Source organism: Roseateles sp. DB2 (assembly GCF_051857535.1).
Classification (GTDB): Bacteria; Pseudomonadota; Gammaproteobacteria; order Burkholderiales; family Burkholderiaceae_C; genus Roseateles_B.
In genome coordinates this window covers 52,315-64,514 of record NZ_JBPZGY010000020.1, presented here as the reverse complement: position 1 = coordinate 64,514, position 12,200 = coordinate 52,315, and the positions used below count along the sequence as shown (strand labels likewise).

Genomic DNA, 12,200 nt, shown 5'->3' with positions numbered 1-12,200 from the left:
ACTCGGCGACGGCGGCCTGGCGCTGCTTGCTCCATAGTGCGTACGTACCCATCAAGTCGTTGATGGATACGAGCATCCTAGGCGCGGCTCAGCGGATCAACATGACATGCCAGGACGCTTACGGTCTTGTTGCACAGCTTCTCCTGTTCCAACTGGTTGACCAGCTCGACCGTAGAGAAGAAGCGCACCCGTCTTCGATGGTGCTCCAGCGCCTGCACCCCGATGGCCGTGGCCAGGTGGGTCTTGCCGGTGCCGGGTCCTCCGACCAGCACGACGTTCTCCGCCCGATCCATGAACTCGCTGCGATGCAACTGCTTCACCAGCGCCTCGTTCACCTCGCTGTGCGCGAAGTCGAAGCCGGTCAGGTCCCGGTAGACCGGGAAGCGGGCCTGCTTGAGCTGGTAGGCCACGGCGCGCACCTCGCGCTCGGCGGACTCGGCCTTGAGCAACTGCGCCAGGAAGGGCTGCGCCGCCTCGAAGGCCGGCGCACCTTGCTCGGCCAGCTCACCCACGGCTTGCGCCATGCCGAACATCTTCAGCTCGCGCAGCGCGGTCATGAGCCCATTGGTTGCTGAGTCACGCATGGCGCACCTTCCTCTCTTCTCGTAGTTCGTCGTAGCGATTCACATTGGCCTTCGGCTCGGTCGTCAAGCGCAGCGCGTGCGGCGCATCCACCGGCGGCGGCTCGGCCTTCCCATCCAGCAGCCGGTGCAGCACGTTGAGCACGTACATCTTGGTCGGCACCCCGACCTCCAGGGCCAGCTCGACGGCCGCCAGCACCGACTGCTCGTCGTGGTGCAGGACCAGGGCCAGGATGTCCACCATCTCGCGGTCACCGCCCGGCTTCTTCAGCAGCTCGGCCTGCAGCCGCTTGAAGGCCAGCGGCAGTTCGGTGAACGGCGCGCCGTTCCTGAGCGCGCCAGGCTTGCGCTGCAGCACCGCCAGGTAGTGGCGCCAGTCGAAGATCGTCTGGCCGATCGTGTCGTGCCGCCGCTCGATCACCCGCTGGTGCTCGCAGATGAGCTTGCCCTCGGCCGCGACGACGAGCCGGTCGGCATAGACGCGCAGGCTCACCGGCCGGTTCGCGTACGACGCCGGCACGCTGTAGCGCGTGCGCTCGAAGGTGATCAGGCAGGTCGGCGAGACGCGCTTGGTGTGCTCGACGAAGCCGTCGAACGGGCGGGGCAGCTGCATCAGCAGTCGCCGCTCGTCCTGCCAGGCGTCGTGCACGGTGCCGGGCAGCTTGCCGTGCGAGATCTCGGTCCACAGCGCCTTGCAGCGTTCCTCCAGCCAGACGTTGAGGGCGTCCAGCGACGGGAATGCCGGCACAGGCTGCCAGAGCCGGTGTCGGGCGTCGCGCACGTTCTTCTCGATCTGGCCCTTCTCCCAGCCGGAGGCCGGGTTGCAGAACTCGACCTCGAAGAGGTAGTGGCTGACCATCGCGGCGAAGCGCGCGTTGACGTCGCGCGCCTTGCCGGTCAGGACCTTGTCCACGGCCGTCTTCATGTTGTCGTAGATGCCGCGCTTGGGCACGCCGCCGAACACGCGGAAGGCGTGGTTGTGGGCGTCGAACAGCATCTCGTGCGTTTGCAGCAGGTAGGCCCGGATGTAGAACGCCCGGCTGTGGCTGAGCTTGAAGTGCGCCACCTGCAGCTTGGTGCGCTCGCCTCCCAGCACGGCCCAGTCCTCGCTCCAGTCGAACTGGAAGGCCTCGCCGGGCTCGAAGACCAGCGGCACGAAGGTACCGCGTCCGGTGGTCTTCTGGTCCTCCTGGCGTTTGAGCGCCCACTCGCGCGCGAACGCGGCCACGCGGTTATAGGAGCCGTCGAAGCCAAGCTCCATGAGCTCGGCGTGCATCTGCTTCAGCGTTCGCCGCTGCTTGCGGTTCTTGCCGGACTCGGTCTTGAGCCATTGGGCCAACTTGTCCGCGAACGGATCCAGCCGGCTGTGGCTCTCGCGCTTGGCGTACGACGGTTCCTTGTCGTCACTGCGCAGGTACTTCCTGATGGTGTTGCGAGACAGGCCTGTTCGTTTGGCTATCTCGCGGATGGACAGCTGCTCACGCAGGGCCCATCTCCTGATGACACTTAGTGTCGCCACGTCAATCACTCCAATACTCCTGCCGCAATTTGCGGCAGGCTAGGGTTCATACGTGGGTCAGGTTTGAACGGAAATCAGTGACGGTAGAGGGTCAGTTCTTGCCGGAAATCAACAACCTGGCTCTGTTTGAACTCGTGGATCAGACGCTCAACACGCTCACCCTCAGGCCCAACATAAACCGAGCATCCATGGCCGTCGACATCTCGGAAGTTGAAGTAGACGTAGGTCTTGCCCTTGATCTGCCGACGATGGAATGAGCCACGCAAGCAACTGAACTTTGCCTGCTCAACGCTTCGAGCCATGTCCAACAACTCGGCGTACGAGGTTTGTGCGCCGAGAGACAGGTTTGTGAAGGATGAGCGCTTGGCTACCATACGGTTTCTCGTTTTGTATGGTAACTCCGGGGACTGAAGCGCCAGTTTGGACAACAAATGTTGTCTCAGCTTTCCTCGCCACCCCCGTCGCGGCCAAGTTTCCCTTGATCCAGCTGACGCCTATCTGAGAAAGTCGTTCCGCGTCAGCTACTTAGCGCCATCGCCAAACGCCGCCAAGTATTGCGAGCACGCCGGGAAGCTACGCAAGCATTTGATTGATTCCGACCGCTTTTGGCCTGTCGGCCGTGCGTTGTAAGGCAAGCTATTGCTTTACTTGCGGCCGCCATACGGCCGGCTTGTCAGTGACTTGACCCATCGCTTGGCCGGGATGGCCAAGATTCAGCTCATTTCACTCTGGGTCAAGCTTTGCTTCGCTGTTCGGGCTTGATACCGCCCTCCACGATCGCTTGAGCCCCCTGCAGGCCCCCCGCATGGCGCATTTGCCGTTAGCGCCCATCCGATTCAGGACTGAGCTTGCTCTGCCTATGAACGCGGCATCTGGCGCGCGAGTATGAAGCACACCTCAGATCGCCAGACGCCAGCGTCAGGACTCTCGGCTTGTTGCACCGCGAGCTGGCATACCCCGAAGACTGTGACGCCCCACTACCGGCCGCAGGCGGGACTCGAAGAACATCCTGACGCTGACCTTCAGCGGTCCGCTTGATCAAAGGAGAAGTAAGGCGGCAGCGGTTGCTGCACGATCCACTGGCTGGCGGGAGGCAGCAGGGAGGACAGGTCTACCTGGGGAAGCGAAGCTTGGGTCAGGAGCAGCACTGGCAGCTCCAGACTGGCAGCGCCAGAGCGAGGCCCCACAACGGCGGCAACGACAGCATCCAGCACCGCTCGGGCATTGTGAATCGGCGTATCTGTGACGATGGAGTCGATCAGCCCCTCCCGGAGCAAGGAAACCGCCTCATGCGAGACGCCCACCGAAATCAGAATCGGCGCGGGGGGCGGCCGACGCTTGAAGTACCTCCCGGCAAACACCACCGCAGCAGCGTTGCCCACGATGAAGTCGGGGGTGCCCTTTGCCTGGAGATAGCCGCGCACCAAGCCCGCCTGGTGTCCAGGATCTGGTGGCCCATAGCCGCCGATGCCAAGCTGGACGCCCTGCTGTGCAAAGACCTGGCGCAAGCGGACTTCGGTGTCGTTCACTTGAGCGCTATCGGCGGGTCCGGGAAACCAGGCGACCACGGGCCTGGCCTTTTGAGACACGGCCTTGACTCGGGCCCCCACCAAATCGGCGATCTGGTTGAAGTTGAGCGCCGCTTGCAAGCTCGTCCTGTAACTGGCGCCATTGACAAAGTCGACGACGACAATCCCTTGCTTCATCGCCCGTGCAGCCTCCGCCTTCAACCCCTCTGCATTGACCGCTGCGACGACGATCGCTTGAGCCCCCAGCGATTCGCACAGGGCCCACTGGCGCTGCTGCGAGGCGACATCCGCGTAGCCAGCCGAGAAGTAGATGCCCAGGGAGACGCCCTTTTGCCTGGCATGCGAAGCAAGCGCCCACGAGACGCCCCACCAGTAGTTGTCCTTGGCATCGGGCAGCAAGGCACAGACGCGGGGAGGCGACGGTGCCGAGCGCCAGTTGTAGGGCCGCGCCGGTGGAGCGCGCTGAACCAAGGGCACCAAGGGCATTGCCGGCGGTATCGCGGCTCCGCTGGGAGCGGCGATGCCGACGACAAGCCCTGCGACAAGCCACCTACCCAGTGCTGAGATGCATGCAATGGCGAGTGAGTTCCCAGCGATCAAAACGAAGTCTGTACAGAGAAGGACAACAGCTTGTGGTCCCCGAAAAAGTCGTACTTGGACTGGTCTTTGGAGACGTCGTACTGGGCCTTCAGGGCCACGTTCTTGTTCAGGTCGTAGCGCAGGGCCAGGCTTTGCGTGCGGCGACCCTCGATGGCGAAGCCCAGGTTGTTCTCCTGCGTGCGGTAGCGGGAGATCGTCGCCATGCCGGTCCAGTCGTGCCACCTGTAGCCAAGACCGATCAGGAAGTAGTTGTAGACGAAGTCCGAGGTCGCCTGCTGGAAGCGGTTGATCTCGCTGCGCAGGATCCACTCGCGGCCGTCGTAGTTGAAGGACAGGCCGGCGATGGTGGTGCGGTAGCCGGGGAGGTTGTCGCGCCGGGTGCCGTCTGCCAGGTCGCTCCACTGGTAGTTGTCGAAGCGCATGAGCATGGCGCGGGCGCTGTAGACGCCGTCCGACACCGTCAGGTAGCCGCCGAGGATGTTGCGCCATTTCTCCGTGGTCGGGTCACCCCAGTAGATACGCGTGTTGTAGGGCGCGTTGTCATTCTGGAAGTTGCCCGCCCAGACATTGCCCTCCAGGGTCCAGCTGCCCTTGAGCGCGCCGCTGTAGGCGAGGTTGGCACCGTCGTAGGCGTAGATGGGCCAGCCGTAGACGTCGGGCGCCGGGCGCACCCAGGGGTAGGCAGTGCCGATGTAGAGGAAGTCGCTGTAGTAGTAGAGGGGAATGCGCTTGCGGCCTGCCTGCAGTGTCCAGGCGTCGTTGAGGCTGTAGGAAAGGTAGGCCCAGTCCAGGGTGGGACGGTAGTTCTTGTTGTTCGCCCTGGAGACGACCTGCGCCGTGGCCGAGAGACGGTCGTTGACATGCAGCGTGCCCTGCAGGCCCAGGAGGGACTCCTGATCCGCCTGCCAGCCGCGGGACTTCTCATAGACGCCAACGTATTCCCAGTTCTGGATGGCGCAAGGACATTGCCACTCCATGTAGCTGCGATCAGTGCCGCTGAGCACCTTGGCCACGGTCAGCTGTGCAAAGCCGGACCAGGTGAAGCGCATGTCGTCCGCCTGCGTGGGAGCCGCTCCGCCCAACGCGGCGCCCAATACGGCGATCCGAAGCATCAGTGCGGCGTTCTTGGAGGTATTCATGCTCGCCATCCTTTCACTTGATCTCTGCCAGGACCTTGACGCTGCCGTCCACCTGCGCCGCGTCGATGTAGCCCACCAAGTTGGGGTTGCTGGCCACCAGCTTCTTGACCGCACCGGCGTCACCGGCCTCCTGTGGAGGGGCCCCTTTTCCGGTGAACACCATGCGTGACCAATATGCTTTGATCTGGGCCTCGCTACGTCCGGCAACCTGGCTGTAGAACTGCCCGTACGCCGGCGAGCCTGCCGTCTGGTCGATGGGGATCGCCTTGTCTCCATTCGGGAAGCTCTTGACGCTGCCCAGGAAGATCGCCGAGACCTGCTCGCCCGTCAGCTTGGGCGCATTGCTGGAAGCACTGACCACAACGACCAGGTGATCGGCGGCCAGCGCACCGACTGAAAAGCTCAAGGAAAGGGCCGCGAGTGCCGCCCGGCAAAGCGTACGAGTGACAAGTTCCACGTCGTGCTCCTTTGAAGAGTCAACAGTGATTGGCCTCTCGGTGAGCGATCCCCGCCTGGCGGACGCATCCGAGATTGACTTTCCATCGATCCCCTGGGCGCCATGCGGCCGATGCAGGCCGGTGCACATGTGCTTCTCGACGAGAGCGAGTCGCAGCGCACCCTTTGACGCCACTGTGCATGCCTGGGCACCGGCTGGCAATCCATTTACCCAGCTTCGGGGACAACTGTCGCGCGGGTCGCACGACCATTGACATCGAGCAAGGCGGATCGTTAAGACAACAGGGTCCCGCCTGCCTGACGAGCCGTTCGCGCCGAGCGGCTCGATGACGCGGGGAACCCAGTTGCGAGCTCGGGGCTCGGATCGGCGCTCGCGCAAAGAGACCTCGACCGCTTCGTCGGGATCCAGGAACAGCAAGGTGCGAGATGGTGCGACGCCAAAGCCGCTGGACGCGCGCACTGAAATGGTGGGTGGGCGCCTCGCCCTTGTCGCCATCGAGCAGCTGTAGCCGCAAGGGATCCGCGCTCCGCCCGACATCCGGTGGCGTCAACACCTGGCTCCCGCGCTCGCTGAGGTGCATGACCAGTCCGGCGATGCCATGCTGAAAAGCCGGCGGGACAAAGCCCCAGACGGAGAGGTGCTCACGGTCGACGGGCAGCAGGAAAAGTCGACCTGCTCCTGGTGGCGGGACACGACGACAGGGGTCCCCCGCGATGCCAGGGTTTGGGAAGGCATGCTCGAAAGGTTCAGTCAACGAGGCAGCCCCATCTGACCACCCGGGCGTGAATCACCGATGACGTGAAACAGGCACGCGACAGCCGGCGCCGCCTACCGCTGACTTACAGTGCTAGCACCTTGCCAGGCCTGCGGGCGACCGCGCGCGCCTCACTCACGCTCAAGGCCTTCTCGCCGGCTCGTGATGAGATTTGCGGCCTGTGCCGTGTCATCGCTGTTGGGGCCGGCGCTCTCGGCAAAGGCCAGGGCGCGTTGACCAGACGGGCATCATCCATCGTGGTCCCGGCCAGGCACTTCGCGGTGTTGTAGAGGCTGGCCAGCTGCTGACGAGCCAGATCCGCGGAGACCTCGGCCCAGCCCGATGCCTTGCGCGCCTGCAGGTCGGGCTCGGCTCCATCCAGCAGCATGTCCATGAGGGGATCGTCGTCACTCCAGACCTCCTGCAGCGTCCCCAAGGCCTTGCGACGGCGGCTCTGGTCCTGGCTGAACATGTCCGTGAGCAGGCGCTGGCGGCCACGCTGCAGCGCTCCGTCCGCCGCCCTGGCGTTGCGGGTGTCCGAACGCAGCACCACCAGCTTGATGCGCTGCGCCTCCTTCGCCGGCAGCACGATGTTGATGGCCTCGAAAGCCACCTCCCGGCGGATCTCGTCCTTGCCGGTGGGATCGCTCAGGAAGTCGGCAATCACCCGGACCTTGTCGACCTGGGTCTTGATGTTGACACTGGTCGTCCCGGCGGCCGTCTTGAGGGCCTGGCTGTCGATCTGCTGCCGCGCGCTGTTGATGCCGACATTGATCCAGGCGCCCACACAGACCACCAGGATGGGCGTCAGGGCGGCCAGCAGCTGCAGCCAGCGCGCAAAGGCGCCCAGCGATGCCGGCTCGCTGTCCTGGGAAGTGGATGTGCCCATGGCCATCTCCTGATGCGGTGATGGGCGGCCCATACCCAGCCCCCAGCACCCAGCCCCCTGCAGCCGGCAACCCGCGCCTGTCCCTCCTTGCTGGATTTCCATTGTCAAGTTCGACGATGCTTTTCTCGCGGATGCCGCGCAGGCGCCCGGCGGACTGCGGAGAGGCGCACTGCCCGCCGGCACCCATGTGCCAGACAGGCTCAAGGACTGCGCTGGGCTGCCTGCTCGATGCACTTCAGCAGGGCGTCGGCGTCCACGGGCTTGACGAAATGCCTGTCGCACCCCGCACTGCGCGCCCTGGCCACGTCCTCCTTCTGGCCATAGCCTGTCAGCGCGATGAGGGTCACGCCGGACATGGCCGCCCGGCCGCGCAAGGTGCGCGCGACCTGATAGCCATCCAGGCCGGGAAGCCCGATGTCCAGGACAACCACGTCGAAGGGCTGCTGCTCGGCCAGGGCGAGGGCCCGCGCGCCGTCATAGGCCAGGCTCACCGCATGACCGTGCAACTGCAGGATGGCGCCCAGCATCTGCGCCGCATCGGCGTTGTCGTCCACCACCAGGATGTGCCGGGCTTTCGCATTGGCGCGCTGGGGGAGCGGCGGCGCCTGCACGGATGCAGGTGTCTTGGACAAGGGCTCCAGCAGCGGCAGGCGCACGCTGAAGGTGCTGCCCTTGCCCAGGCCGGGGCTGGACGCCGTCACCTCGCCGCCATGCAGCTCCACGAGCTGGCGCACCAAGGTCAGCCCCAGGCCCAGGCCGCCCTTGGCCCGGTCCAGCGTCCGGTCTGCCTGGCTGAACAGGTCAAACACGCACGGCAGCATCTCCGCTGAAATGCCCGCACCGTTGTCGCTGATCTGCACCAGGATCTGCCGCGCCTCGGCACGGGCCCTGACCTGGATCGTCCCACCTTCGTCGGTGTACTTGGATGCGTTGTTCAGCAGATTGGCAAACACCTGGGTCAGTCGCACCAGGTCGCCGTTGATCAGCAGGGGCCCGTCCGGCAGCTCCACATGGAGCGTCTGGCCGCGCGAGTCGATCAGGGCCTGGCTGACCTCGATCGAACGCTCGATCACGACGCTCAGTTCCACCGGCGCCAGCTCCAGCTCAGTCTTGCCGCGCGCGATACGCGCCACATCCAGGAGACTGTCCAGCAGGCGGCTCATCGCTTTCGTCTGCCGCTCGATCACGCCGACAGCCCAGGCGGCTGTCTCGCGCGAGGCATCCCGGGTCGACAGGAGCTGCGCGGCATTGCGGATGGGGGCCAGCGGATTGCGCAGCTCATGGGCCAGCATCGCCAGAAATTCATCCTTGCGGCGGTGGGCGTCCAGCAGCTCGCGCTCCGCGAGCTTGCGGTCGTCGATGTCCAGCATCAGGGCCACGTAGCCGGCGAACTCGCCGTCGCCGCCGACATGCGGCACGCTGATGGAGCGCGTCCAGCGCGGCACGCCGTCGTGCCGGCGCAGCCGGATGTCGATCTCCAGCCGAGCCCGCGCCGCATAAGCCCTGGACTGCTCTTCCAGGTAGCGCTGGCGGTCCTGCGGGTGGACGAACTCCAGCCAGCCGCTGCCCAGCAGCATCTCCAGCGAGGCGCCGGTGAATTCCGTGCAGGCACGGTTGACGAACTGCGCCAGCCCGTGGCGGTCCTCCACCCGCAACAGGGCCGGGATGTCGTCGGCCAGGCGGCGGAAGCGCACTTCGCTCTCGATGCGCCGCCGCTCGGTGATGTCGCGTTCGGTGGACAGCAGTGCCGAAGCGATGCCCTGTTCATTGCGCAGCGCCGACATGACCACCGACACATTGATGCGCTGGCCGCTACGGGTGCAGCGCAGAACATCCGCCGGCCCGGCTGCGCCTGCCTCCAGGCCCTGCTTCATCAATCGCCGCGTGCCGTCCTGGCTTTCTGTCGGCACGAGGTCGAAGATGGTCAGCTGCCGCGCCTGCGCTGCCGTGTATCCGTAGATCCGCTCCGCCCCCTGGTTCCAGTTGAGGATGAGCCCCTGCGGGTCCAGCGTGAGCACTGCATCGTTGGAGTGATCCAGCACCGAGGCCAACTGCCGCACCTGCTGCGCGGCGTTGCGAATCACCGTGATGTCGATGTAGGTGACCACCACGCCATCGACTTCCGCAGCCTGCGTCAGGAAGGGCTGCAGACGGCGCAGGTACAACCGCCCGTCCAGACTGCCGACTTCGGCATCCGAGCTCTGGCGCAGGTCGAAGGTCCGGCGCGCCTCCTCGGCGAACTGAGGGTCCTGGACCCGGCTTGCGATGTCGCTGAGCAGCCGGCCCTCGTCGCCAGCCCGCAGACTGAACAGCAGCATGGCTGCCGGGGTGAAGCGCCGGATGCGCATGTCGCGGTCCAGGAGGATGGCCGCCAGGGCGGTGCTCTCCAGCAAGTTGGCCAGGTCGTCGGCATGACGCGCGATCTCGACCATGCGCTCCTCGAGCTGCGCATTGACGGTAGCCAATTCCTCGTTGAGCGACTGCAGCTCTTCCTTGGAACTCTCCAGCTCCTCGGTCGACGACTGGAGCTCCTCGTTGAGCGACGACGCCTCCTCGCTGGCCAGGCGCAGCTCCTCGTTGCTGCGCTCCGCATCTTCCAAGGCCTGCGCCAGCTCGCGCCGACTCTCTTCCAGCTCGCTCATCCCCTCGGCCGATGGCGGGGGCGTCGCGGCGGCGGCAGGCGTCCGGCCCGTGGCGGCGAACGTCACCACGAAGGCCCCGCGGCCAGCCTTGCCCTGCACAGGTTCCGCCTGGATGAGCACCTGCTTCGTGAGCAGGCCGTCCTGCAGGGCGATGTGGCGTGAGGTGGCGGCCCCCTCGGAGAAGGCCTGGCGGATCAACAGGCGCATCGCGGGCCTGAGCTCCGACTGCACGGTGCGCAGCAGCTCCTGCGTGGCATCGCCCTGTGGCGCCAGGAAGCTGCCCGTGTCGCCCTGGTAGTGCAGGGCACGGCCCTCGCGGTCGATGAGGACCGCCGCGCTGACCTCGCGGCCCGCCAGGTGCAGGCGCAGCACATCGCCTGCAGCCAGGGACCGGTCCGCAGCCCGGTACGCCGAGTCCACAGCGGGGCTCAGCGGCGCGACGAAGCCCCGCGGCAGGTGGGAACGGCCGCCCAGACGCCTGTACAGGCGCACCGGGCGGGAGACCGCTTCAAACAGGCTGCCGTGCCCCGTCAGGGATTCGGCCTTGCCCAGCCACAGCAGCCCGCCGGGCTTGAGCGCGAAATGGAACAGCTGCACGATGCGGTCCTGCAGGCGCTGTTCCAGGTACATCAGCACATTGCGGCACAGCAGCAGGTCCAGGCGCGAGAACGGCGTGTCGCGCGCGAGGTTCTGCGGGGCGAACATGACGCTGTCCCGCAGCGGCTTGCACACGACGAAGTCGTCACCCCGACGGTCGAAAAAGCGCGCCAGCCGCTGGGGCGGCATCGAGGCGTCGATCGAGGCGGGATAGACGCCGCGCCGGGCCACGGCCAGCGCTTCCAGGTCGATGTCGGTCCCGAAGACCTGCACCGCAGGCGGCAGCCCGCGCTGCTCCAGGGCCTCGATCAGCAGCATGGCGATGGAATAGCTCTCCTCGCCCGACGAGCAGCCGGGCGTCCAGACGCGCAGCGGCGGCGCATCGGCCCGGCGCTCGGCCAGCAGGCCGGGCAGGATGTCGTCGGCCAACTCGTCCCAGGCCTCGGAATCACGGAAGAACTCCGTCACGCCGATAAGGAACTCGGCGGCCAGGGCAGCGCTTTCTTCGGCGGAGTTGCGCAGCAGCTGAAGATACTCGCCCAGATGTTGGCACCGGCTTCGCACCATGCGTCGGCGCAGACGCCGCCGCAGCATGCCCGGCCGATAAAGCTGGAAGTCGTGGCCCGTGCGCTCCAGCACCACGGCCAGAGCCTCATGGAGGAGGTCCTCGCTTTCGGCGCTGACGGGCTCGTCGCCTGCCGCGTCGTTGGGCAGTGCAGGTGGCTGACGCTTCAGATAGTCCAGCAGGGCCAGGGCCATGGCGCGCGGCGCCATCACCTCGTCGGCCGCGCCGGAGGCGATCGCGCTTTGCGGCATGCCCGGGAACTCGGCCGTCGCGGGAGTCTGGGCAAAGGTCCAGCCGCCCGCGGCCTTGATGGCCTTGAGCCCTGCGGTGCCGTCGTGGTCGGTGCCGCTGAGCACGATGCCGATCGCGCGGGTGCCGGCGTCCTCCGCCAGGCTGGCCATGAAGTGGTCGATGGGGCGAAGGCCGGCGGCCTTGTCGGCGGGCTTTTCCTCGAAGGACAGCACATCGCCCTGCACGGTCATCCAGCGTCCGGGCGGCATGACGAGGACCCGCCCGCCGCGGATCAGGTCTCCGGCCTGCACCTCATGGGCGGGCAGTTGCCCGGCACGCTGCAGCAACTCGGCCAGATAGCTGATGTGGTGGGGCGGCAGGTGGGTCAGGACCACAAAAGCCAGCCGCTCGTCAGGCACCATGGCGCCGAAGAACTCGCGCATGGCCTCCAGCCCGCCCGCCGAGGCACCGACAGCCACGATGGTCGGGCGGCCCGGCCCCAGAGGGGGGGAGGAATCAGACGGAGGGGCGAGGGGATCGTTCACGGGGTTCCCAGGTGAGGGTTGCACCGCGCGTGTGACGCCGATCGCCGAGCTGGCCACCCCGGCTGGGCGGCGCTCGCACTGTGCCTGTGCGCAGGCAGTCTACTCCCTTCACAGGCCCTGATGGCATGCATCACTTCGCAGCGGGGCCGGGC

The 12,200-nt window shown here is 66.1% G+C and carries 7 protein-coding genes and 1 pseudogene; all 8 read right to left on the bottom strand.

Translation table 11 applies throughout. From position 1 onward, the window contains the following. Window positions 1-125: 125 nt before the first annotated feature. Window positions 126-584 (bottom strand): annotated as a pseudogene (locus ACS5PK_RS21060) (ATP-binding protein); the annotation flags it as partial. Continuing rightward, window positions 577-2,109, bottom strand: a complete 1,533-nt coding sequence (istA, locus tag ACS5PK_RS21055; RefSeq protein ID WP_439442233.1) for an IS21 family transposase — start codon at window positions 2,107-2,109, stop codon at window positions 577-579. The gene istA and the pseudogene ACS5PK_RS21060, both read right to left, overlap by 8 nt. 65 nt (window positions 2,110-2,174) lie before the next feature. Beyond that, window positions 2,175-2,474 carry a hypothetical protein gene (locus tag ACS5PK_RS21050; protein ID WP_439442232.1) on the bottom strand — a complete coding sequence of 100 codons (300 nt, stop codon included), beginning with the start codon at window positions 2,472-2,474 and terminating at the stop codon, window positions 2,175-2,177. A 648-nt stretch (window positions 2,475-3,122) separates the two neighbouring features. Continuing rightward, window positions 3,123-4,028, bottom strand: a complete 906-nt coding sequence (locus ACS5PK_RS21045) for a substrate-binding domain-containing protein (protein WP_439442231.1) — start codon at window positions 4,026-4,028, stop codon at window positions 3,123-3,125. A 197-nt stretch (window positions 4,029-4,225) separates the two neighbouring features. Further along, window positions 4,226-5,368, bottom strand: a complete 1,143-nt coding sequence (locus ACS5PK_RS21040; RefSeq protein WP_439442230.1) for a hypothetical protein — start codon at window positions 5,366-5,368, stop codon at window positions 4,226-4,228. Between the two features lie 13 nt (window positions 5,369-5,381). Further along, a complete protein-coding gene (locus ACS5PK_RS21035; protein ID WP_439442229.1) occupies window positions 5,382-5,954 on the bottom strand; it encodes a phosphate ABC transporter substrate-binding protein in 573 nt (190 codons plus the stop codon). A 710-nt stretch (window positions 5,955-6,664) separates the two neighbouring features. Next, window positions 6,665-7,468 (bottom strand): hypothetical protein, encoded by an 804-nt coding sequence (locus ACS5PK_RS21030; protein WP_439442228.1) that lies wholly within the window; start codon window positions 7,466-7,468, stop codon window positions 6,665-6,667. A 200-nt stretch (window positions 7,469-7,668) separates the two neighbouring features. Next, window positions 7,669-12,048 carry a chemotaxis protein CheB gene (locus ACS5PK_RS21025; RefSeq protein ID WP_439442227.1) on the bottom strand — a complete coding sequence of 1,460 codons (4,380 nt, stop codon included), beginning with the start codon at window positions 12,046-12,048 and terminating at the stop codon, window positions 7,669-7,671. Window positions 12,049-12,200 lie beyond the last annotated feature (152 nt).

Bases quoted from the DNA above. Each gene is read 5' to 3' on its own strand.
- ACS5PK_RS21050 (WP_439442232.1), bottom strand. From the start codon at position 2,474: ATGGTAGCCAAGCGCTCATCCTTCACAAACCTGTCTCTCGGCGCACAA.
- ACS5PK_RS21040 (WP_439442230.1), bottom strand. From the start codon at position 5,368: ATGAATACCTCCAAGAACGCCGCACTGATGCTTCGGATCGCCGTATTG.
- ACS5PK_RS21035 (WP_439442229.1), bottom strand. From the start codon at position 5,954: ATGTGCACCGGCCTGCATCGGCCGCATGGCGCCCAGGGGATCGATGGA.
- ACS5PK_RS21030 (WP_439442228.1), bottom strand. From the start codon at position 7,468: ATGGGCACATCCACTTCCCAGGACAGCGAGCCGGCATCGCTGGGCGCC.